The organism is Shinella sp. HY16 (genome assembly GCF_028534175.1).
Lineage (GTDB): Bacteria > Pseudomonadota > Alphaproteobacteria > Rhizobiales > Rhizobiaceae > Shinella.
In genome coordinates this window covers 88,121-110,183 of the sequence record NZ_JAHYXL010000006.1, presented here as the reverse complement: position 1 = coordinate 110,183, position 22,063 = coordinate 88,121, and the positions used below count along the sequence as shown (strand labels likewise).

18 protein-coding genes are annotated in these 22,063 nt (G+C 64.2%); 10 read left to right on the top strand and 8 right to left on the bottom strand.

Features of this window, described 5'->3' with window-relative positions; translation table 11 throughout:
• The first annotated feature begins 3 nt into the window (after window positions 1-3).
• The 3 genes from K0P03_RS32190 to K0P03_RS32180 are packed head-to-tail and all read left to right on the top strand — an operon-like array spanning window position 4 to window position 3,204.
• Window positions 4-1,140: an ABC transporter ATP-binding protein gene (locus K0P03_RS32190; protein ID WP_272791803.1), complete on the top strand. Its 1,137-nt coding sequence runs from the start codon at window positions 4-6 to the stop codon at window positions 1,138-1,140.
• 2 nt (window positions 1,141-1,142) lie between these two features.
• On the top strand, window positions 1,143-2,390 hold the full coding sequence (locus K0P03_RS32185; RefSeq protein WP_272791802.1) for an ABC transporter permease: 1,248 nt from the start codon (window positions 1,143-1,145) through the stop codon (window positions 2,388-2,390).
• Between the two features lie 4 nt (window positions 2,391-2,394).
• A complete protein-coding gene (locus K0P03_RS32180; protein ID WP_272791801.1) occupies window positions 2,395-3,204 on the top strand; it encodes an ABC transporter permease in 810 nt (269 codons plus the stop codon).
• Here the strand turns inward: K0P03_RS32180 and K0P03_RS32175 are convergent, their stop codons facing one another.
• From K0P03_RS32175 to K0P03_RS32160, 4 genes are all read right to left on the bottom strand, one after another.
• Complete coding sequence (locus K0P03_RS32175; RefSeq protein WP_024270274.1) at window positions 3,205-4,080, bottom strand: LysR family transcriptional regulator; 876 nt, start codon at window positions 4,078-4,080, stop codon at window positions 3,205-3,207. It lies immediately after the preceding gene.
• 68 nt (window positions 4,081-4,148) lie between these two features.
• A complete protein-coding gene (locus K0P03_RS32170) occupies window positions 4,149-5,363 on the bottom strand; it encodes a M24 family metallopeptidase (RefSeq protein ID WP_272791874.1) in 1,215 nt (404 codons plus the stop codon).
• Between the two features lie 197 nt (window positions 5,364-5,560).
• The gene (locus tag K0P03_RS32165; protein ID WP_272791800.1) at window positions 5,561-6,238 is read right to left on the bottom strand and encodes a phosphoribosylanthranilate isomerase; all 678 of its coding nucleotides are present in this window, start codon (window positions 6,236-6,238) and stop codon (window positions 5,561-5,563) included.
• 19 nt (window positions 6,239-6,257) lie between these two features.
• The gene (locus tag K0P03_RS32160) at window positions 6,258-7,112 is read right to left on the bottom strand and encodes a MurR/RpiR family transcriptional regulator (protein ID WP_272791799.1); all 855 of its coding nucleotides are present in this window, start codon (window positions 7,110-7,112) and stop codon (window positions 6,258-6,260) included.
• Between the two features lie 145 nt (window positions 7,113-7,257).
• Between K0P03_RS32160 and K0P03_RS32155 the strand changes: the two genes are divergently transcribed.
• The 6 genes from K0P03_RS32155 (at window position 7,258) to K0P03_RS32130 (ending at window position 13,863) form a co-directional block, all read left to right on the top strand.
• Window positions 7,258-8,511: an ABC transporter substrate-binding protein gene (locus K0P03_RS32155; RefSeq protein ID WP_272791798.1), complete on the top strand. Its 1,254-nt coding sequence runs from the start codon at window positions 7,258-7,260 to the stop codon at window positions 8,509-8,511.
• Between the two features lie 59 nt (window positions 8,512-8,570).
• Window positions 8,571-9,467 (top strand): carbohydrate ABC transporter permease, encoded by an 897-nt coding sequence (locus K0P03_RS32150; RefSeq protein WP_229557930.1) that lies wholly within the window; start codon window positions 8,571-8,573, stop codon window positions 9,465-9,467.
• The gene (locus tag K0P03_RS32145) at window positions 9,464-10,303 is read left to right on the top strand and encodes a carbohydrate ABC transporter permease (RefSeq protein WP_023516924.1); all 840 of its coding nucleotides are present in this window, start codon (window positions 9,464-9,466) and stop codon (window positions 10,301-10,303) included. The genes K0P03_RS32150 and K0P03_RS32145 overlap by 4 nt, the downstream gene beginning before the upstream one ends.
• A 4-nt stretch (window positions 10,304-10,307) precedes the next feature.
• Window positions 10,308-11,510 (top strand): trans-sulfuration enzyme family protein, encoded by a 1,203-nt coding sequence (locus K0P03_RS32140; protein ID WP_272791797.1) that lies wholly within the window; start codon window positions 10,308-10,310, stop codon window positions 11,508-11,510.
• A 9-nt stretch (window positions 11,511-11,519) separates the two neighbouring features.
• A complete protein-coding gene (locus K0P03_RS32135; RefSeq protein ID WP_272791796.1) occupies window positions 11,520-12,452 on the top strand; it encodes a carbohydrate kinase family protein in 933 nt (310 codons plus the stop codon).
• Window positions 12,453-12,729: 277 nt separating this feature from the next.
• Window positions 12,730-13,863, top strand: coding sequence for an aminotransferase (locus tag K0P03_RS32130; RefSeq protein WP_272791795.1), 1,134 nt, complete (start codon window positions 12,730-12,732; stop codon window positions 13,861-13,863).
• 66 nt (window positions 13,864-13,929) lie between these two features.
• On the opposite strand, the gene K0P03_RS32125 is transcribed toward K0P03_RS32130, so the two are convergent.
• From K0P03_RS32125 to otsB, 4 genes are all read right to left on the bottom strand, one after another.
• Window positions 13,930-16,347 carry a bifunctional diguanylate cyclase/phosphodiesterase gene (locus K0P03_RS32125; RefSeq protein WP_272791794.1) on the bottom strand — a complete coding sequence of 806 codons (2,418 nt, stop codon included), beginning with the start codon at window positions 16,345-16,347 and terminating at the stop codon, window positions 13,930-13,932.
• A gap of 120 nt (window positions 16,348-16,467) precedes the next feature.
• Window positions 16,468-18,396 carry a methyl-accepting chemotaxis protein gene (locus tag K0P03_RS32120; RefSeq protein WP_130518393.1) on the bottom strand — a complete coding sequence of 643 codons (1,929 nt, stop codon included), beginning with the start codon at window positions 18,394-18,396 and terminating at the stop codon, window positions 16,468-16,470.
• Window positions 18,397-18,841: 445 nt separating this feature from the next.
• Complete coding sequence (locus K0P03_RS32115; RefSeq protein WP_050745033.1) at window positions 18,842-19,696, bottom strand: LysR family transcriptional regulator; 855 nt, start codon at window positions 19,694-19,696, stop codon at window positions 18,842-18,844.
• A gap of 310 nt (window positions 19,697-20,006) precedes the next feature.
• Complete coding sequence (gene otsB / locus K0P03_RS32110) at window positions 20,007-20,822, bottom strand: trehalose-phosphatase (protein ID WP_130518426.1); 816 nt, start codon at window positions 20,820-20,822, stop codon at window positions 20,007-20,009.
• Between the two features lie 112 nt (window positions 20,823-20,934).
• On the opposite strand from otsB, the gene K0P03_RS32105 reads away from it, so the two are divergent.
• On the top strand, window positions 20,935-22,014 hold the full coding sequence (locus K0P03_RS32105) for an ROK family protein (RefSeq protein WP_272791793.1): 1,080 nt from the start codon (window positions 20,935-20,937) through the stop codon (window positions 22,012-22,014).
• Window positions 22,015-22,063: the final 49 nt, after the last annotated feature.

Sequence of the window (22,063 nt, the reverse complement as noted above, 5' to 3'; positions counted from 1 at the left end):
CGGATGAACACGATGACGCTGGAAAGGAGGCGGCTCGGCGACGAGCCGTCGCCATCCCCTGCCGCCAATCCGATGGTCGCCTTCGAGAGGGTGCAGAAGACCTATGACGGGCGCACGCTGGTGGTGGAGGACCTGAACCTTGCCGTGCGGCGTGGCGAGTTCCTCACCATGCTCGGCCCGTCCGGCTCGGGCAAGACGACGACACTGATGATGCTCGGCGGCTTCGAGCAACCGACGAACGGGCGCATCCTGCTGGAGGGGCAGGCGGTGGAACGCCTGCCGCCCGAGCGGCGCGACATCGGCTTCGTCTTCCAGAACTATGCGCTCTTCCCGCATATGACGGTGGCCGACAATGTCGGTTTTCCGCTGCGTTACCGCGGGATCCGCGGGGCGGATGCGGCACGGCGGGTTGCGGAGGCGCTTGCCATGGTCAAGCTCGACGGGCTTGGCGAACGCCGCCCGGCGCAGCTTTCCGGCGGCCAGCAGCAGCGCGTGGCGCTCGCCCGCGCCATGGTGTTCAAGCCCAAGCTCATCCTGATGGACGAACCGCTCGGCGCACTCGACAAGCAGTTGCGCGAGCACATGCAGATCGAGATCCGCCGGATCCAGCAGCAGCTCGGCATCACCATGGTCTATGTGACGCACGACCAGTCGGAGGCGCTGACCATGTCCGACCGGATCGCCGTTTTCAACGACGGCCGCATCCAGCAGCTTTCCGATCCGGTGACGCTCTACGACCGGCCAGAGAACCGCTTCGTCGCCGGCTTCATCGGCGACAACAACACGCTCTCCTGCGAATTCCTCGGCAGCGAGAACGGTCTCGCCTTCGTGCGGATGAAGGACGGAACGCGCCTTGCAGCGAGCGGGCCGGCGCATCCCGCGCAAAACGACCTCACCGTCTCGCTGCGCCCCGAACGACTTGCTCTCGACGGCGCGGGAAGCGCAAACGCGGAAAACCGCATCAAGGCCCGGGTGCTCGACAAGACCTTCCTCGGTGACCGGGTGCGGCTCACCCTCGAAGCTTTCGGCACCGAACGCCTCGTCGCCAGCCTGCCGGCGGCCGAAGGCGCGGCGGCGCTACCCGGAAGCGATGTCGGCATGGCCTGTTCCGCCGCCGATTGCAGATTGCTGGCGAGGTGAGCATGACACAGACCCTTTCCCTCCCCTCCCCAGCCGCCGCCCCGAACCTGCGCGCCGCACTCCGGCGAGCCGAACGGCCGGGCCGGCTCGGCGCGCTCGCACTGGCATTGCCGGCGCTGCTCTTCCTCGTCGTCACCTTCGCCGCGCCGATCGGGCTCTTCCTCACGACGGCCGTGCGGAACCCGGAGGTGCGCGATACCCTGCCGCAAACCGCCGCAATCCTTGCCGACTGGGATGGGCTGGCGACGCCCGGAGAGGCAGCTTATGCCGCGCTTCTCGGCGATCTGACCCGCGCCAAGGAGGAAAACACCGCCGCCGCGCTCGGAAAGCGGCTGAACTACGAAAGCGCCGGCATGCGCAGCCGCATCATGTCCGTCGTGCGCCATCTCGGTGGTTTTCAGGACGGTGCCCTCGCCCCGCAATTTGCCGCGCTCGATCCCGTCTGGGCAAGCCCGGACCTCTGGGCGATCATCAAGCGCAATGCCGCGCCCGTGACGCCCTACTACCTGCTGACGGCAATTGATCTCCAGCAGGATGCATCCGGCTCGGTCACGCGCGTCAAGGACGACCAGGCCGTCTTTCTCGGCATCCTCGGGCGCACCCTCTGGATCGCCGGCCTCGTGACGGCGGCGACACTTCTTCTCGGTTTCCCGACGGCCTATGTCATCTCGCTGGCGCCCGCGCGCATGGCCGGCTTCATGCTGCTGATGGTGCTGCTGCCGCTCTGGACCTCGCTTCTGGTGCGCACCACCGCCTGGGTCGTGCTTTTGCAGACGGACGGCGTCATCAACCAGGCGCTCCTGGCGCTCGGCCTCACCACCGAGAAGCTGCAACTGATGCTGACGCGCTTCGGCACGGTGACGGCGATGACCCACATCCAGCTTCCCTTCACCATCCTGCCGATCCTCAGCGTCATGAAATCCATTCCCGCCGGGCAGATGCGGGCGGCGCGTTCGCTCGGCGCCCCGCCGTTCTTCGCCTTCTGGCGGGTCTATGCGCCGCAGACGCTTCCGGGCGTCGCCGCCGGCTGCCCGATGACCTTCATCCTGTCGCTCGGCTACTACATCACGCCCGCGCTGGTCGGCGGCCCGCGCGACCAGATGCTCTCGAACTTCATCGCCACCTATATCAACCGCGACCTGAACTGGGGCATGGCGGCGGCGCTGGCCGGCCTGCTTCTCGTCATGACGATCTCCATCTACCTCCTGTTCCTGCGCCTCGTCGGCGCGGAGCGCATCAAGCTTGGATAGAACCATGTGGCTTCCCGCTTACGCGACCCGCAGCGAACGGCTCTGCCGCCTCGCCGTCGTCCTCTTCGCCTTCGCCGTGCTCGCCTTCCTGATCGGGCCGCTCTTCGTCGTCTTCCCGCTCTCGGTCTCGAAGGATCCGTTCTTCACCTTCCCGATTCGGGAATATTCGTGGCGCTGGTATGCGGATTTCTTCCAGAACGCGCGCTGGATGCACAGCCTCGCCAACAGCCTCGCCGCCGCCGCCCTCAGCACGCTGATCGCGACCGTCCTCGGCACGCTCGCCGCCCTCGGCATCAGCCGCCCCGGCTTCCCCGCGCGCAAGGCCGTGATGGCGCTGATGATCTCGCCGATGATCATGCCGGTCGTCATCGTCGCCGTCGGGGCCTACATGTTTTTCGGCTCACTGGGGCTGACCAACACGCGCACCGGCCTCGTGCTGGCCCATGCGGCGCTCGCTATCCCCTTCGTGGTCGTCACCGTGCTCTCGGCGCTGTCGACCTACGACACCAATCTCAGCCGGGCAGGCGCAAGCCTCGGGGCCGGGCCGGTCAGCGTGTTCTTCGCCGTGACGTTGCCGCTCATCCTGCCCGGCATCGTCTCGGGCGCGCTGCTCGCCTTCGCGGTGTCCTTCGACGAGGTGATCGTCGCCCTGTTTCTCACCGGGGCCGACCAGCGCACCCTGCCGGTGCAGATGTTCTCCGGCATTCGCGACCAGATCAACCCGACGATCATGGCGGCGGCCAGCCTGCTCACCACCGTCTCCATCGCGCTCTTCATGGTGCTGAGCCTGATCGGTCGGGCACGCCGCGCCTGATCAGCCGTCCCGGTTGCTGGCGAGGAATGCATCGGCGAAATGCGCCGCAAAACTTTCGGCGACCGGCGAGCGCTTTCGATCCGAACTCAGATAGATGCCGACGACGACGTCGGCGAGGCGCGGCAGACCGAGCGCCTCGTCGAGCGTCCTCAGCTTGCTCGGCACGATGCGGCGGGCGAGCACCGTGTTGCCGAAGCCGGAGCCGACGGCAGCCTCCAGCCCGGCAAGGCTGGGGCTGGTATAGACGAGATCGTAGCCGCGCCCGTCGCGCTGCAGCGCCGTCAGCATGGCGCGGCGATAGAGGCAGCCTTCCGGATAGCAGACGATGCGCAGGTTCGCGCTTCCATCCGTCACGACGGAGGTCGGCGTATCGCCGACCCAGGCGAGCGGTTCCTTCCAGGTCATGAACGCGCCTTCCGCCGGCCCGTCCGGCGTCATCGCCACGACGAGATCGTAGAGGCCGTTGCGCAGCCCCTGCAGCAGGACATGCGAGAGATCGCAGACCACCTCAAAGCGGAAATCGTGGCCGCTGCGGGCAAGACGCGGCATTAGCTTCGGCAGGAAATGGTCCGCATAGTCGTTGGGAATGCCGAGGCGGATCTTGCCGTGCTGGTCCCGCCTGGAGAGCCGCAGCACCATCTCGTCGTTGAGCGTCAGCATCTGCCGGGCATAACTCGCCACGAGCTCGCCCGCCTCGGTCGGCTGGGCGCTGGCATCCTTGGCGAAGAGGGAAACGTCGAGAAGCTCCTGGAGCTTCTTCATCTGCAGGCTGATGGCCGGCTGGGTGCGGCCGAGTTGCTCGGCGGCGCGCGTATGGCTGCGCAGGTCGATGACCGCGAGGAAGGTGCGAAGAAGATCGGTCGGAATGTTTCTCACGGGATCGGCACCGCTCCAAAAGGAAACGGGCCGATCGGGCGGCCCGTTCCAAGTTGCCCGCGGACGGGTCAGGCGGGGAGGATATTATGCTCCGGACCGAAGGGAAAGCCCGTGATGTTCTCGCTGCCGGTCTCGGTCATCACGAGGATATCGTGCTCGCGGTAGCCGCCGGCGCCCGGCATGCCCTCCGGAATGGTCAGCATCGGCTCCATGGAGACGACCATACCCGGCTGCAGCACCGTGTTGATGTCCTCGCGCAGTTCCACGCCCGCCTCGCGGCCGTAATAGTGCGAGAGCACGCCGAAGGAATGACCGTAGCCGAACGAGCGGTAGCCGAGCAGGCCGTGCTCTCGGTAGATCTCGTTGAGTTCCGTCGCGACGTCGCCGCAGCGCGCGCCGGGCTTGAGGAGTTCGAGGCCACGGCGATGGACGGCGCAGTTGATCTCCCAGATGCGCAGGTGCTCGTCGCTGGCATGGTCGAGGAACAGCGTGCGCTCCAGCGCGGTATAGTAGCCCGCGATCATCGGGAAGCAGTTGAGCGAAAGGATGTCACCCTTCTCCACCTGGCGCGCGGTCACCGGATTGTGCGCGCCGTCCGTGTTGATGCCCGACTGGAACCAGACCCAGGTGTCCATCAGCTCGGCATGGGGAAAACGGTTCGCGATATGGCGGACCATGGCCTGCGTTCCCGCCAGCGCCACCTCGTATTCCGGCACGCCTGCGCGAACGGCGTTTGCCACCGCCGCCCCGCCGATATCGGCCGTCGCGGCACCCTCCTTGATGAGCACGATCTCCTCGGCCGACTTGATCGTCCGCAGCCACATGGTCGGCGCGCCGATATCGACGAATTCGACATGCGGAAACGCCTCCTCCAGCAGCCGGCGCAGGTCGAGATTGACCTGGTCGAACTCGATGCCGATGCGCGAGACCTTCGGCAGCAGCGTCTGCAGGGCATGGAAGAAATTGTCGCGCTGCCAGTCGGTATAGGTGACGTTGTCGCCGAAGGTGCGCCGCCAGGGCTGGCCCGCATCGATGCCCGCGGAAACCGACGTCGCCTTTTCCGGCGTGATGACGAAAGCATAACGACGGCCGAAGGAGCAGTAGAGGAAATCGGAGAAATAGCAGATGTTGTGGTAGGAGGTGAGGATCGCCGCATCGAGCTTCAGCTCCTCCAGGATGCGCCGCATGGCATTCTGCCGCCGCTCCATCTCGCCCGCCGAAAATGTCGGCCGCACCTTCTCGCCATTGTGCATCTCCTGCAGCCGCAGCAGCTGGTTCGGCATCCCTCGCGCAAACATGTTCATTCGAAAAACTCCCTTGACCGCGGCCAATCGCGCCGGTTGACGGGATTCAAGGTAGAAATCTTCGCTGTCGCTGGAAAATTAGAAGTTCCAATGGAGCCATAAGGGGCAACGCAGCGATCTAAAAAGAAAGGGCGACACCAATGGTACCGCCCCTTTTCTTCCTTAAAGGATACCGCTCAGGCCGCCCTTGCAGCCGTCACAAAGGCCTTGATCTTGTCGAGGTCCTTGCGGAAGCCACCTTCGGGCAGCGGCTTGTTGGTGTGGGTCAGCGAATCCACGGCCCAGGGTTTGACGGCGGCGATGGCGGCCGCGACATTGTCCGGTCCGAGCCCCCCGGCAAGAATGACCGGCAGCTTGCTGCGCTCGACGATCGCGCGGCTCAGCGACCAGTCATGGGTGACGCCCGCCGCACCGATGCCGCCGATATGGGCGGCGACGGAATCCAGGATGAAGCTGTCGCAATAGGGCTCGAAGGCAGCAGCATGATCGAGCGCTTCCGGCCCGGTCATCGGGATGGCCTGCAGGATGCCGAGGTCCGGATAGAGCGGCAGCAGGGTTTCGCGGAGCTGGCGCACATGATCCGGCGTCACAAGCGTGATGTCGCCGCACAGATGCAGCACGTCCGGCCGGACGGCGGCGACCATGTCGGCGATGGCGCCAAGATCGCTCTCCACCGACAGCGCGACGCGCGACGCCCGGCCCTTCAGCGCATCGGCGATCTCGCGCGCCGCCGCGAAGCTGATTTCGCCCGGCAGGCCGCGATTGGAGGGGGTCAGGCCGAGATAGTCGACGCCCGCCTCTGCCGCGGCGATCGCCTCGGAAACGGTCTGCATGGTGTAGATCTGAATTTTCACGGCATTCCCTGTCTTGGAACTAGATGGACTTGGGAAGGATGGCGTTGACCATCCGCTCCTCGGTGAGCTGGGCCCGCTCGGCATTGCGCGCGACGAGGGCGGAATAGAGCGCGTCGATCAGCGCCATCTGGGCGATCTGTGCGGCCATCGGCTCGCTGCCCTGCTCGTGCGAGACGCTGACGAGGACGACATCGGCAAGCCGCGCCAGCGGCGAGGCGCTGTTGCCGGTGATGCAGAGCGTCTTTGCCCCGCGCGACTTCGCTTCCTGAAGCACGAGCACCGGATCGCTGGTGATGCCGGAGTAGGAGATGACGACGACGAGGTCTTCCGGCCCGGTCAGCGCCGAATGCATGATCTGCAACTGGGAATCGACGGGTGCATCGCACCGGAGACCGAGCCGGATGCAGCGCTGATAGAGAGCCTGCGCGACGATGCCCGATCCGCCGACGCCGCCGACAAGGATATGGCGCGCGCCGGCGATGAGATCGAGCGCGCCGGCAAAGGTCGCCTCGGAAAGCACGCCCTGCGTATCGTTGATCGCCTGCGCCACGGCGCGGAACAAGCGGCTGGCAGCCTGAAGGTCGCTCGCATGGGGTTCGCTGGCGTTCGTGTCCTGGCTCTGGCGCGGCTCCTGGGCCAAGGCCAGCTTGAGATCGGTGAAGCCCTCGAAGCCGGCGGTGCGACACATGCGCAGCACGGTCGTATCGCTGACGTCCACCGCCTGGGCGATGGCCGACATGGAATTGCGGATGGTCGCCTCGACATTGTCGAGCACCCAGAGCGCAACGCGACGCTCGGAGTCCGACAGTTTCGGCAGCACGCTGCGCAGCCGGCTGCTCGCGGGATTGGACAGACCACGCAGGTCAACGGTCATGGCGGCTCTTTCGCGGTCTGACACGGTCGATAGCGGTGACGCTAGCATGGGCATGTTGTGGTGTCACTATGGACAGCTAGTTTTTGTTGTGGCATCACTTCATATGGCGGCGGAGAGCGCTGCCCCATCGTTTCGGGAGGATATCGTGAAGCTGAAACGTCTTCTCATTGCCGGCGCCGCGCTTGCGCTCACCGCACTTCCGGCCGCGGCCGGCGAGCTTTCCTTCTGGCATGCCTATGCCGGGCAGCAGGACAAGATCGATTTCATCACCTTCGCGCTCGACGAATTCGCCAAGAAACATCCCGACATCACGCTGGATGTCGTCGCGGCCGAGCAATCGGCCTACAAGACGAAGCTCAACACCGCCATGGCGTCCGGCAACCCGCCGGACGTCTTCTACACCCTGCCCGGCGGCTTCCTGAATGCCTTCGTCAAGGGCGGCCAGATGTATGCGCTCGATGCCGATCTTGCCAAGGACGGCTGGCGCGACAGCTTCCTGGAAAGCGCCATCGCCCAGACCAGCAAGGACGGCAAGACCTATGCGGTGCCCGTCGACGTCGATTCCGTCGTCTTCTGGTACGACAAGGCGCTGTTCGCCGAAAAGGGCTGGACCGTTCCGAAGACCTATGACGAGCTGCTGGCGCTCGCCGAGAAGGTCAAGGGAGAGGGCCTCGTGCCGTTCTCGCTCGGCAACAAGGATTCCTGGCCGGCCACCTTCTGGTTCCAGTACATGGAAATGCGCCTGAAGGGCTCCGGTGTCGTCGCGTCCTTCGTCAATGGCGACGCCGCTGCGACGCTCGGCGGAGAGGGCGAGAAGGCCTTCCAGACGGTCGCCGAGATCGCCAAGAAGGAGTATTTCCCGATCGGCTTCAACGGCATGAGCGACCAGGAAGCAAACATACTCTTCCTCAACGGCCAGGCCGCCATGCTGCTCAACGGTACCTGGCAGATCGGCGCATCGGCCGATGCGCCCGAGGGTTTCGAGCTTGGCTACTTCGCCTTCCCGAGCGTTTCCGGCGGCGCGGGAGACCAGACGGACGTGCTGGCTGGCGTTGCCGCCTCCTTCGGCATTTCGGAGAAGACGGACAACAAGGCCGACGCGGTCACGCTGTTGAAGTTCCTCTCCTCGCCCGAGGTGATGACCAAGTATGTCGAGCTGCGCAAGACAATGGTGACCGTCAAGGGCGCCACCACCGAGGCCGCTGCCGGTCCCGTGCTCTACGGCATCAGCAACGACCTGATGAACGCCGCCGGCCATCTCGATTCCTTCTACGATACGGCCATGCCGCCGGCTGCGACGAACATCTACTACACGACGCTGCAGGGCGTGCTCGACGGTTCCGTTGCGCCCGCCGACGGTACCAAGCGCCTCGAAGACGCGCTGAAGGCGAACAAGTAGGAAAACAGCCCGCCGGCGCTTCAACGTCGGCGGGCCGATACCTCCAGGAAACCGGCGGGATGATGCGCGCTGACATCGGCTTTGCGAAGAGACACAATCGGGCGGCGCTGGTCTTCCTGGCGCCGGCTCTCGTCTTCGTCTTCGCCTTCGTCGCCTATCCCGTCGTCTATGCCGGCTGGTTGTCGATGTTCCAGTGGGACGGTGCCTCCCCGCCGCTCTTCGTCGGCGCCGGCAATGTCCTCAGACTTGCCGCCGACCCGATCTTCTGGGCTTCACTCGGCCGCAACCTGCTCGTCGCGCTCTCGGCCATCGTCTTCCAAGTCTTTCTGGCGCTGGTCATCGCCTATTGCCTGGTGCGCATCGTGCCGGCCTTCAGCCGCATCTTCCTGTTCTTCTATCTCGTGCCCGTCATGGTCAGCGAGATCTGCATCGGCCTGCTCTGGCGCTTCATGTACAATCCCTATTTCGGGCTGGTGAACGCGGCGTTGAAAGTGGTGGGCCTCGATAGCCTGAAGCGCGGCTGGCTCGGCGAATCCGACACCGCCTTCCTCGCCGTCGTCGTGGTCATGAGCTTCACCTATCTCGGGCTCTATGTGCTGCTCTTCACCGCGGCCGTGCGTTCCGTACCGGAAAGCGTCTACGAGGCGGCGGAAATCGACGGCGCGGGCCATCGGCGCAAGTTCGTCTCGATCACCATCCCGATGGTCTGGGATGCCGTGCGCGCCAACTCGCTGCTCGCCATCATCGGCTCGCTCAAAACCTTCTCTCTCGTCTTCGTGCTCACCAATGGCGGGCCGAGCCACGCCAGCGAGGTCGTTTCCACCTACCTCTACAAGATGGGCTTCGGCAGCTTCGAGATGGGCTATGCCGCAACCATCGGCTTCGCCCAGATGGTGCTGACGGCCCTCGCCGCCTGGATCATCTTCCGCTACATGAAGCGCAAGGGGGACGCATGACGACGGTCGTCCACCGCTGGAACCGCACGAACAGCGTCGTGCTCGCGCTCCTCACCCTGCATGTGCTGATGGTGATCTTCCCCTTCATCTGGATGATCTACAGCACCTTCAAGACGAACAAGGAATTCATGCGCTCCGTCTGGTCCTTCCCGACCAGCCTCAATTTCGACGCCTATATCGGGGCGTGGAGCGGCGGGGCGCTCGGCGGCTACGCCGTCAATTCGCTGATCGTCATGGCCGGCGCGACACTGATCACCGTCCTCGTCTCAACGCTCGCGGGCTACGCGCTCGCCATCTACCGGCCCCGCTGGATGCCGGCGGTGGAACTGTCCCTCACCGCTGCCATGGCGATCCCTGCCTATGTGGCGCTGGTGCCGCTCGTCGTGATGCTGCGCGGAGCCGGCCTGCTGGACACCCATCTCGGCGTCATCCTGCCGACAGCGGCCTTCAACGTGCCCGTATCGATCTTCATCATGCAGGCCTTCTTCAACACGCTGCCGCGCGAACTCTTCGACGCCGGCCGCGTCGACGGCGCTTCCGAATGGCAGATCTTTCGCAAGGTCGCCCTGCCCATCGCAAGGCCGGCCATGTTCACCGTCGCCATCGTCAACATGATCTGGGTGTGGAACGACTTCCTCTTCCCCGTCGTCTTCATCAACAATCCGGCGCGCAAGACCCTGCCCGTCGGCCTTACCGATTTCGTCGGCGAGCACATCACCAACTATCCGGTGATGCTGGCGGCAATCCTGATCGCGGCCATCGCCCCGCTCATCCTCTTTGTCTATTTCGAACGCCAGATCACGGCCGCCCTCATCGGCGGCGCCGTGAAGGAGTAACACAATGTCTGCCAAGGATTACCAGTTCGCCAGCCGCGCCGTCTTCTACGAGCCGGAGAAACACTCCCAGTCGATCAGCTACCCGATCTACATGTCGGCAAACTTCCAGTATGCCGGCGACATCTACGACCAGATCGTGGCCGGCGCGCGCAAGGAAGTGAACATCTATTCGCGCTGCGGCAACCCGACAGAGTACAAGTTCGAAGAGCATATCGCGCAGCTCACAGGCGGCACCGGCTGCCTTGCCACGGCATCCGGCATGGCAGCGATCTCGCATGCGCTCTTCGGCATCCTGAAGGCCGGCGATCATATCGTCGCCGACCTCACCACCTATTCCTCGACCCATGAATTCTTTGACCACCGCGCCCAGGATTTCGGCCTGAAGGTCAGCCTCGTCGATTGCACGGATGTGCGTGCCGTCGAGAACGCCTTCACCGCCGAAACCAAGGTCCTCTATGTCGAGGCCATCGCCAACCCGACGATGAAGGTGCCGCCGCTCAGAAAGCTGGTCGAGATCGCCCATGCCCGCGGCATCGTCGTCATCTGCGACAACACCTTCGCCTCCCCCGCCGTCTGCCGCCCGCATGAATTCGGCGTCGACGTCGTCGTCGAAAGCGCCACCAAGTTCATCGGCGGCCACAACGATGCCGTCGGCGGCGTCATCACGCTGAAATCGGACATCCTGCCCGCCGACTGGCTGGAGGATGTGCGCTGGAACACGCTGAACAAGCTCGGCGCGCCGCTCTCTCCCTTCAACGCCTGGCTGCTTCTGCGCGGCGCCCAGACCCTGTCGCTGCGCCTCGAAAAGCAATGCGCCAACGCGCTGGCGCTGGCAAAGCACCTGGAGGCTCATCCGCGCGTCAAGCGTGTCTTCTATCCCGGCCTGCCCTCGCATCCGAACTACGCTGCAGCCAGTGAGCAGTTGCAGGGCGGCGGTGCGATGCTCTCCTTCCAGGTGGCCGACGAAGCCTCCGGCGCACGCCTCCTCAAGCGGCTGAAACTGTGCTCCTTCGCAGCCAGCCTCGGCGGCCTTCGCACCACCACGCAGGTTCCCGCCACCATGGCCTTCCTCGACATTCCAAGCCAGGAACGCGAGGCGATGGGCGTGGTCGACGGCCTGGTGCGCTTCTCGGTCGGCATCGAACATATCGACGACATCATCGCCGATGTGGATCAGGCGATCGCATTGATGCACGTCGATCTCTGAGGCCGCCCGATGGCCGCGGTCGTCCTGCTCGGCGATATCAATATCGACCTCGTGCTCGATATTCCCTTCTACCCGCCCGAGGGCGGGGAAGGCATCGCCACGCACCAGACCGTGGCACTCGGCGGTTCGGCCACCAACACGGCGATTGCCCTTGCCCGCTCCGGCCACGAGGCCCGCCTGATCGGGCGTATCGGTGCGGATGCCTGGGGCCGGCAGGCGCTTTCGGATCTTGTCGGAGCCGGCGTTGCGACCCGCTGGATCGGCGAGGATCCCGCCGAGCCGACGCAGATCAACGTGGTGACGGTGGGTGCGAGCGGCGAACGCACCATGTTCGCCTATCGTGGCGCCAATGCCCATCTCGCGCCGGACGACATTGCCGAAAGCGCCTTCGAGGGCGCCGCGCTGTTCCATCTCTCCGGCTATGCGCTGCTTCAAGCCCCGCAATCGCAGGCCGCCTGCCGCGCCATCGATATTGCAGCAGCGCGGAGCATCCCCGTCAGCCTCGACGTGCCCGGCGGCGTCGCCTCGACAATCGCCGGCAAGGTGCTGAGCCTTCTGCCGAAGCTGGACATGATCCTGCTCGACGGCGCCGACCTTCCCCGCCTCCTGCATCGGCCGCAGGGGAGCGACCTTGAGCCGATGCTCGCCGCGCTGCTGGCGGGTGGCGTGCGACGCATCGCGCTCAAGGGGGATGGAGCCGCATCACGCCTCTGCCGACGCGAGGGCACCGACAGTGCCCCGTGGTTTTCCACCGCGGCAGTGGACACGACCGGCGCCGGCGATGCCTTCGCCGCCGGCCATATCCACGGCAGCCTCACCGGCCTCAGCGGCCCCGACTGCTGCCGCCTCGCCAACGCCTTCGGCGCCGTCGCCGTGACGCGCAAGGGCGCAGGCATCGCCATGCCGGGCCTTCAGGACGCCTTGCAGCTGATGGCGCGCTGATCCAGGTCTTGCGACAGACGTGACCTTTTCCAAGAAAATGCCGCAGGCGGGTACGACCTGCCAAGGATGCTCGCGCGCGGCGGTGCCGGTCCGTCCCGATAGAGGATGGCTCGCGACCAAAGACGGGCGTCTGAAACGGGGCGAAGACATCGGGCATCCTTGACTGAGCAATATACTGCTCATAATATCCTGTGCAATCATCCCTGTCCTGAAGACAGCAAACCGCACGCTCTCCATCGCCTGCTGCCGATGTCCGAGACACCAAAGGAGTTGCCCCATGAAGATTCGTGATTTCGGCGTTGAAATCTGGATGAACCGCTATGAAAACAATTGCGAACTGAACATCGCCGAGACCTGTGTCGAATCTCTGACCGTCGCCGAGCTCCTGGAGATGGCGGGCAAGACCGACACGATCCTCTCCGAGCTTCTGCCGATGAAGCTGACCTACGGGGCAATCGAGGGCAGCGAGCGCCTGCGCAAGCTGGTCGCCGCCCTCTACGAGAAGCAGGCGCTGGAAAACGTCGTCATAACGCATGGTGCGATCGGCGCGAACGCGTTGGTGCACGGCACGCTCGTCGAGCGCGGCGACCGCGTCATCTCCGTGCTGCCGACCTACCAGCAGCACTATTCCATCCCGGAGAGCATCGGCGCCGACGTGCAGATCCTCCGGCTGACGGAGGCGACCGGTTTCCTACCCGATCTTGAGGAACTGAAGCGGCTGGCGGCGCCGGGCACGAAGCTCATCGCCATCAACAACCCCAACAATCCCACCGGCGCACTGATGGATCGCGCCTATCTGGAGAAGGTCGTCGAGATCGCCCGGGCCGCCGGCGCCTGGATCCTCTGTGACGAGGTCTATCGCGGCACGGACCAGGAGGGCGACGGCATGACCGCCTCGATCGCCGATCTCTACGAAAAGGGCATCAGCACTGCCAGCATGTCGAAGACCTTCGCGCTTGCGGGTCTGCGTCTCGGCTGGATCGCCGGACCGGTGGACCTGCTGCACGCCGTCTCGATCCACCGCGACTACAACACGATCAGCGTCGGGATGCTGGACGACCACTTCGCCGCCATCGCGCTGGAGAACCGTGACAAGATCCTTGCCCGCAGCCGCGCCATCACCCGCAGCAACCTCGCAACACTTGCGGCCTGGGTCGACGGCGAGCCGCTGGTCTCCTGGATCAAGCCGAAATCCGGCACAACCGCGCTCCTGAAGTACCACCTGCCTCTCTCCTCCGTGGAGTTCTGTGAAGGGCTGCTGGCGCGCACCGGCGTGATGCTGACGCCCGGAAGCGCCATGGACATGGAAGGTTATGTACGGATCGGCTTCACCAACAACGGCGCGGTGCTGGCGGAAGGGCTGAAACGCATCTCGACCTTCCTGCGGGAACAGCAGGCAGCGGCCGCCTGAGCAGGGCCGGGTGCCGACGTCGCCCCGCTCTGTCCAAGTGGACAGTTGTCTCAATAGACGGCCTCGTCAGGTGTTTGCACCTTTTTCGGCATAGGCAGGCCCGCGCACGGCCGGCATCGAGCCGGTATGCTTGGAGAATTCGCCGATCGGTCGCGGCCGGCCGACAAGATAGCCCTGCACCTCCTGGCAATCTTCGGCGCTGAGGAAGGCGAGTTCTTCCGCCGTCTCCACGCCTTCCGCAAGGACCGGCAATTCGAGGCCGCGGCCAAGGCCGAGCACGGCCTTCACGATCGCCGCCGCCTGCCCGTTTCCGTCGACCGAGCGGATGAACGATGCGTCGATCTTGATCTTGTCGAAGGGAAACGCCCGCAGGTTGGAAAGCGAGGAATAGCCGGTTCCGAAATCGTCCATGGCGATCCGGACCCCGAGGGCCTTCAACTGGCGTAGCGTCGCAAGGGCCCGGTTGAAATCACGGATGAGAGCGGTCTCAGTGATTTCCAGTTCCAGGCGATGGGGCGCAAGGCCTGTCTGGAGCAGCGTTTCGTGCACCAGCTGGGCGAAATGGGCACTGTGGAGCTGGATCGGCGAGACATTGACGGCAATGCCGAGCGGATGCACCCAGCCCGCCGCCTCCCGGCAGGCCTCACGCAGCACCCATTCGCCGATCGGCAGGATGAGCCCGCATTCCTCCGCGATGGGAATGAACACGTCCGGTCCGATACGACCCCGCTCGCGGCTGTTCCAGCGCAGCAGCGCCTCGAAGCCGACGACCTCCCGGTCCGCGGTACGGGCCTGCGGCTGGTAGACGAGAGAGAGCTCGCCCCGCACGATGGCGTGCCGCAGGTCGTGTTCGATGCGGCGACGTTCGCGCACCTGCTCGCCCATGGCGCTCTCGAAGAAACGGTAGATGCCGCGCCCGTCCGCCTTTGCGCGATAGAGCGCAGTGTCGGCATGGCTCATGAGCGACGTCCGGTCGGCCGCGTCCGCCGGAAAGAGCGCGATGCCGATGCTCGTCGAGATCAGGCCGTCCGTGGCGGAAGCATTCTCATTTTCCGTCCGCAATGCATCAAGCACGCTCTCGGCGATCCGCCCCGCCTGCATGGGATTGCTCAGACCAGGCGCGATGATGGCGAATTCGTCGCCGCCAAGCCTTGCCATCAGCTGGCCCTTGCGCAGGACCCTTGAAGCCGACAGCGCCACCTTCTGCAGCAGCTTGTCGCCAGCGGCATGGCCGAAGAGGTCGTTGACCTCCTTGAAGCGATCGAGATCAAGGCAGAGCACCGCCAGATGCGACCCGCCCAGACGCCCGTTCGGCTGATGGGCGGCGATCTGCTCGTCGAGCTCGCTGTTGAAGCTGTTTCGGTTGGCAAGGCCCGTCAGGGTATCGTGGTGGGCAAGGAAGTGGATGTTGTTTTCCGCCTTCTTGCGGGCACGCAGGTCCCTGACGGCGATGGCGCTGTGCGGCGCGTTGGCAAAGCCGATCGGCCGGGAAACCACCTCGACATCGATCATTGCCCCGTCAATCGCGCGCAGCCGCGTTTCGAAAGCCGTGTTCGGCCTGTCCGCGAGCTGGCGACGGGCCGCCGCATCGGGCAGAAATGTCGCAAGCTCGGCGCCGATCACCTGCTCCTGCGGGCAGGCGACGAGTGTCTCGAAGCTGGCATTGGCCGAAACGACCACCCCCTGCCGGCAGACCAGAAGGCCCTCGAAGGCGGCATTGGCCAGTGCCCGCATGCGCTCCGATTCCCGTTCGGCAAGCCGGCGGTCGCGAATGTCGAGCGCCAGCGCGGCGAAGGTCAGAAGCAGGATGGTGAACGCCGCGATCGAGACCAGCACGGCCAGCCAGCCCGTCGGGATAGCCAGCGGGGAGACTTGATAGCGTGGATCGGGAACGATCGCCGCCGCGCCCATGGCCGTGAAATGATGGCTGACGATGGCAAGGGTCAACAACAACGCTCCCCCGGCGAGTGCCGCCTTGCTGCGCTCGCGCAGACCGACCGGCAGGGCACAGGCGCCGATCACCGTACCGAGTATGATTGAGGCGGCGACCAGCACCGGGTCCCACTCGATGCGGCCGGGAATTTCGAAGGCGGCCATGCCAGTGTAGTGCATCACCGCGATGCCGCCGCCGACAACTGCCCCACCCAGCCAGCGCGCAAACCGGATACGGGCCAGCGCGACCGAAAGCCCGAGGCGCGTCAGCAGGATCGCATCCAGCAGCGAGACCGCCGTGAGTGCGATGTTATAGCCGGTCGGCATGGCCGGGGAGAAGGCGAGCATTGCGATGAAGTGCGTGGCCCAGATGCCGAAACCCGTCGCCGTCGCGGCAACCCACAGCCAGATCGTCCGAAGCGGCCCCTGCGTACGCAGCACATGGTGCAGGAGGCTGATCGCAGCGAAGGAGGCCAGGGTGCAAACCAGCCCGGCGAGGAGCACGAGCCGCAGATCGTGCTCGTTCACGAGGCAGCCATATACCGTCAACATTCGCTAAAACTCCATCCTGTGCATGCTCGAGGTGACACCAACCGGCAATCCGCTGCCTGATGCGGCCTGCAACGAAGCCCGGGACCGGCATCCCTTTCGGGCTTGCCGGTCCCGGACATCTCAGAACTCCTGCCACTGATCGCCCTGTGGAGCATGGGCGAGGGCGGCAGAGCCGGAGAACGCACTTGCGACCTTGCGGGTCAGCGCCCGGACGGGAGAACTCCCGGAAGAGGGAACGACGGCAACCGGAGCATGCTCCCGCTCGTGCAGCTTGAACTGGGCCAACAGCTGAGAAAGAGCAGTGACATCGCTGGAGAGGCTGTGCGTTGCCGCCGTCGTCTGTTCAACCATGGCCGCATTCTGCTGCGTGCCCTGGTCCATGGAATTGACGGCCGTGTTGATTTCCGAAAGTCCGATCGACTGCTCACGGGCCGCCTCGACGATGGCGACGACATTGCGGTTGATTTCCTGTACCTCCGTCGCGATCGTGCCAAGCGCGGCACCCGTTTCGCGGACCTTCTGCACGCCAGCCTGCACCTGCTGGCTGGAAGCGCCAATGAGGTTCTTGATATCCTTGGCCGCCGCCGCCGAACGCTGGGCGAGTTCACGCACTTCCTGCGCGACCACTGCAAAGCCCTTGCCGGCTTCCCCGGCTCGGGCAGCCTCGACGCCGGCATTGAGCGCCAGGAGGTTCGTCTGGAAGGCGATCTCGTCGATCACGCTGATGATGTTGGTGATCTCGCCGGAGGATTTCTCGATCAGCTGCATCGCCTCGATCGCGTCGCGCACCACGATGGCGGAGCGCTCCGCCCCTTCCCGGGTGCGGGCCACGAGTGTGCCGGCCTCTTCCGCTCGACGGGCCGAATCCTTCACCGCGGTCGTGATTTCCTCCAGCGCGGCCGCCGTCTCCTCGACGGATGCGGCCTGCTGTTCAGTCCGGCGGGCGAGATCGTCCGCGCCCGAGCGCATCTCGTTTGCACCGGCATTGATGCTGCGGGTGCTTTCCTCGACCCGCTTCAAGGTGTTCTGCAGCTTGACCATCGAGTCGTTGAAGTTGGTGCGCAAGCCATCGAGATTGAGACCGAAGGGCTCGTGGGCGCGGTGGGTCAGATTGCCGTTGGACAGCTGTTCGAGGCCCGTGGCGAGCGCGTCCACGGCGGCCTGGATGGCGGCGGCCTCGCGTGCCTTCTGGGCCTCGCGCTCCAGCCGCTCGTTTTCCGAGAGGCTGCGGTTCGATGCCGCTTCCTGCTCAAGCCGGATGCGCTCGACGGCGTTGTCGCGGAACACCGCAACGGCGGCGGCCATCTGGCCGACTTCGTCCTTGCGGCCAAGCCCCGAAACCGGCGCTTCCGTTTCTCCCTCGGCAAGGCCCAGCATGCGCTGACGAAGGGCATCCACCGGCCGGGTAATGCCGTAGATGGTTATTGCGAGCGATGCGGCCAGTGCGGCCACCAGGACGAAACCGAGCGCTATGAGCGACGACTTGATCGTGAAATCCGTTCCATTCGCCAGGACTTCGGTCTGCGCATCGATGGATGCGGTGTTCTCATCGATGAATGTGCCGAGCATCTTGCGAAGCTCGATAATCGCGACGTCCTGCTGGGCGAGGATGGGGCGGGCCGCGTCATTCTCATTGCGCGAACCGAACTCAACGGCCTTGCTCAACTCTGCAAAAATCGCCTGAGCCTTGCCAATCATGCCATCAATAGCGGTCGCCGCTTCCGGCAGGCGCTGCTTGGCTGCCTCGAAGCGCTCGATCGCCTGCTTCGAACTGTCTGCAAAACTGCCGAGGAGTTGCTGCATTTCCGGTGCCTTCGCATCGTAGGCGAGCACCTTGTAGGCGACATAGGCCGCGGTGTGCACACTCGTATTGGCCCGCGACAGGAGCAGGGTCGCACGGTTGTCGCTCGAGACAAACGCGCTGTAACTCTCATCGGCGCGATGGTAACTCCAGGACAGGTAAGCAATGCTGGCAATGACAATCGCGCTTAGCGCGACGACCGGAACCAGCACTTTCGTTATGATCTTGGCATTCTGCAGAAAGGACATGAGTGCCTCGCGAGGATGGAAAAACGGTGGTGCAACCGCCTCATCCGCGCATCAACGAGCCGCCCGGCCCATTGCGGGCAGGCAACCAATGCCACATTGTTTTCGGGAAATGTGGAACTCCGACTGAGCAGATGGGGTAATCGACTAGGAAAAATATTACATCCATTTGTTAATTCGGGCTTAAACAGGAAATATTACTCGGAAAATACCATAGATTGCAAAAATTTAACTGTACATCTCATTGAACATTGAGTTTATCTCATTCACCTGAACCAAATTCACCGGTATAGAACAGGAATTTACTTCCTAAGATTGCATTTATTATAAAAATACACGCATTCTGTCCGTTTCCACTACCAATGCGATCAAAATCGACCTCATATTCCCGAAAAGAGGGAATGAAGGGTATCAACCGCGCCTCTACAGGGAATACAGAGTGGGGACGCTACCGGCGTGCAGTCTTGAGAACCCAGGAGCAAAACCCGTCGATCAGCGGCTCATGACGCCGGGCGTGTTTGATGTTCATGTAGTAGGCCCGTCCCGAGGGCATGCGGTGGCGGGAGGCGAGCACGACCCGTCCCTTTTCCAGTGCCCGTTCCGCGAGAAAATCCGGAACCAGCGCGCTACCAACCCCGGCCATCGCCATTTCCAGCCCGAAGACATAGTGGCTGGAGCCGATGAACGTGGATCGATCCACGGGTGTCGGCCAGAGATTGCCGGCCGTGCGGGAAAAGGCCAGCCAGTCGTCTCCAAAGACCGCCTCCTCGACATCATGCGTGATGAGCTGACTTCCTCTCCCGTGCTCGGGGGAAACCGCGATCAGCGTCTCGTCAAACAGCTTGCAGGACCAGTAACCCGATTTCAGCGGAGTGGTCGAAAAGAACACGTCCGCGATGCGGTCGCTGAGATCCATGTCTTCCGCATCCATCTTGACCCGCAGATGGTTGCGCCAGCCGGCCTGTGCCGAGCCCTCCAGCCGCGGAATGAACCAGCCGAGCCCGAAGCAGCTGCACATGGTGACCCGCAGGAAGCGACTGGAGGCCGCAATACCGTTTCGGACGGAAGAATCGATCTCAGAGAAAGCATATTTCAGGCTTTCGGCGATCTGCCGCCCCCGATCGGTGAAGGCGATGCTGCGGCCCTGCTTGACGAAAAGCTCCTCGCCGATCTGCTCCCTGAGACTGCGCAGCTGATGGCTGATCGCGCTCGAGGTTATGCCCAACTCCCGTGCCGCACCCGCCAGCGAGGCGTGTCGGTAGACACATTCGAACACCTGCAACGACCGAATATTGTAGTGCATCCGCGAACCCGCTCTCCCCTCGCCCACCTAACGAAGGAGAAAACTATCCGGGATGCGCCCTCCGACAATAGAGGAACAGAGCTTCACAGATGTTTTGCAGGATTTATTCCTTATTTATGAATATCTCACTCAACAGTTGAGTCGATATAACCACCCAGGCCGTGCCGGGATACCGATTTGCGCCCATAGCGTGCCAGATGAGCGGCATGCCTTGCTTCAAACGCAGCTGCCTGCCGACATCCTTCGCCGGAAGTTCGTCATCATCGTCCCCCGCCACATTCAGCCCCAAGCGCCCTTGCCTTCTGCACGGTCAGGAGGTGGCCGCCGCCTTGCGGTCCCTGCCTGCACCGGCAATGGTGGTCAGCGCAGAGCGGATGGCCGATGGCGACGATGCCTTTGCCAGCGCACAGGTGGCCGTGGCGAGCGAGCCGACGCGGATCGACTGGCCCCCACGGGCATTGGCAAGCGCGAACATGCTCTCATCCGTGAGATCGTCACCGATCGCGATCGGCAGGCGCCCCGCAAAGGCAGGCTGTTCCAGGTAGCTGGCAACAGCTTCTCCCTTGTCAGCACGCGAAGGGCGGATCTCGAAGACCATCTTGCCGGGCTGCAGCACCCAGGCGCAGCCCGCCTCCTCGGCAAAGTCGCGCATGATCCTCTCGAGCGCCGTGTCATAGGCCGGCGCAAGCCGGTAATGGGCCGCGACGGCAGCACCCTTGTCCTCGATGAGCACGCCCTCCATCCACGCCGTCTGCTCGACGAGACGTTGCTTCAGCGCAGCGAAGGCCGGTGTCGCGGAGACGACCGACGTCGCTCCATCCGCGCCTCTGAACTCCGCACCATGCAGGCCGGCGATGGGAAAGCGGAAGGGGGCAAACAATCCATCGGCGAAGGGAAGGCTTCGCCCGGTGACCAGCGCCAGCGCACCGCCAAGGCGGGCGGATACGGCATCAAGGTCCGCCGGCAGCGACAGGGGGACCTGAATGGCATCGGGTGTCGCGGCAAGGTCGAGCAGCGTCCCGTCAATATCGAGGAAAAGCGCCCAGCGCTCGGGCTCGTCGATGAGGCGGCGGACAAGATGACGGGTTGCGGCATCCGAAGGCCGCAATTTCTCCAGTTCGTTCATCGGCAAGCAAGTAGATCGCAACCGCCGCGAGGCAAGGGCTGACGCCGAAACGGCGACCGGAACAAGTCTTTCCCCGGCGCATTGTGCCCTCGCACCGGGCAGAGGAGCCGACATGAACAATCAGAAGAAGAAGCCGCGACCGATCGAAGAAAACAGCGCCCCCGTCGCTCATGGAGCCGATGACCTGCCGGTCGTCAGGGTGACGAGCTACAATCTCGAACTGCGCGACAAGGACGGCTTCATCGGCGACAAGGCCAACAAGGCCGCCTTCCGCAACACGATCGAGGCGTGGCGCAAACGGGTCCGCACCGGCGGCCCGGATCCGCTGGGCGACGTGCCGACGGACGGTCTTTCCAAGAAGGGGATCGACGCGCTGCTTGAAGAGGGAGAAACGGAGGCCGCTTCCCTGGTGCTGGCGGCAATCGACGACTTTGCGACGGAACTTGCCGGCATTCTTGCGCGCTATCTCAGGGAGGAGGCCTGGAAAGGCACGGAGCGGATCGTGGTCGGCGGCGGCTTCAAGGACAGCAAGGCGGGCCTCATGGCGATTGCCCGTGCCCAGATCCGGCTCAAGGCCGAGGGGCTGAAAGTCAATCTCGTGCCGATCGCGCATCATCCTGATGAAGCCGGGCTTATCGGCGCCGTGCACCTCATCCCTTCCTGGATGCTGAAGGGCCATGATGCGATCCTCGCCGTGGATATCGGCGGCACCAACATCCGGGCCGGCATCATCAAGCTCAATCTCGACGACCAGCCGGATTTCTCCAAGGCCAGGGTCTGGAAATCGGAACTGTGGCGGCACGCCGACGACGAACCCCGCCGCACCGCGACCATCGAATATCTCGTGCGGATGATCGAAGCGCTCATCGCCAAGGCGGCGAAGGCCAAGCTTGCCCTCGCGCCGGTCATCGGCATCGGCTGCCCCGGCATTATCGCCGCCGACGGGTCGATCGCGCGGGGTGGCCAGAACCTGCCGGGCGGCAATTGGGAGAGTACGCATTTCAATCTTCCAGAAGCCCTGCGCAAGGCAATCCCGGATATCGCCGGCCAGCCGACCTTCGTCATCATGCACAACGATGCCGTCGTGCAGGGCCTGTCGGCAGTACCACGAATGACGGATGTGGCGCGCTGGGCGGCCGTGACGATCGGTACCGGGCTCGGCAATGCCAGTTTTGCTCGCAAGGAAACCTGACGCCGTCCATGCGTGAATGCCGCGGCATCGCTGCAGACGCCATTATGGC

Coding starts and splice junctions, on each gene's coding strand:
- K0P03_RS32125 (WP_272791794.1), bottom strand. CDS start 16,347: ATGTTGACGGTATATGGCTGCCTCGTGAACGAGCACGATCTGCGGCTC.
- K0P03_RS32115 (WP_050745033.1), bottom strand. CDS start 19,696: ATGCACTACAATATTCGGTCGTTGCAGGTGTTCGAATGTGTCTACCGA.
- K0P03_RS32140 (WP_272791797.1), top strand. CDS start 10,308: ATGTCTGCCAAGGATTACCAGTTCGCCAGCCGCGCCGTCTTCTACGAG.
- K0P03_RS32135 (WP_272791796.1), top strand. CDS start 11,520: ATGGCCGCGGTCGTCCTGCTCGGCGATATCAATATCGACCTCGTGCTC.
- K0P03_RS32150 (WP_229557930.1), top strand. CDS start 8,571: ATGATGCGCGCTGACATCGGCTTTGCGAAGAGACACAATCGGGCGGCG.
- K0P03_RS32145 (WP_023516924.1), top strand. CDS start 9,464: ATGACGACGGTCGTCCACCGCTGGAACCGCACGAACAGCGTCGTGCTC.
- K0P03_RS32185 (WP_272791802.1), top strand. CDS start 1,143: ATGACACAGACCCTTTCCCTCCCCTCCCCAGCCGCCGCCCCGAACCTG.
- K0P03_RS32130 (WP_272791795.1), top strand. CDS start 12,730: ATGAAGATTCGTGATTTCGGCGTTGAAATCTGGATGAACCGCTATGAA.
- otsB (WP_130518426.1), bottom strand. CDS start 20,822: ATGAACGAACTGGAGAAATTGCGGCCTTCGGATGCCGCAACCCGTCAT.
- K0P03_RS32180 (WP_272791801.1), top strand. CDS start 2,395: ATGTGGCTTCCCGCTTACGCGACCCGCAGCGAACGGCTCTGCCGCCTC.
- K0P03_RS32105 (WP_272791793.1), top strand. CDS start 20,935: ATGAACAATCAGAAGAAGAAGCCGCGACCGATCGAAGAAAACAGCGCC.
- K0P03_RS32190 (WP_272791803.1), top strand. CDS start 4: ATGAACACGATGACGCTGGAAAGGAGGCGGCTCGGCGACGAGCCGTCG.
- K0P03_RS32160 (WP_272791799.1), bottom strand. CDS start 7,112: ATGACCGTTGACCTGCGTGGTCTGTCCAATCCCGCGAGCAGCCGGCTG.
- K0P03_RS32120 (WP_130518393.1), bottom strand. CDS start 18,396: ATGTCCTTTCTGCAGAATGCCAAGATCATAACGAAAGTGCTGGTTCCG.
- K0P03_RS32170 (WP_272791874.1), bottom strand. CDS start 5,363: ATGCCGAACCAGCTGCTGCGGCTGCAGGAGATGCACAATGGCGAGAAG.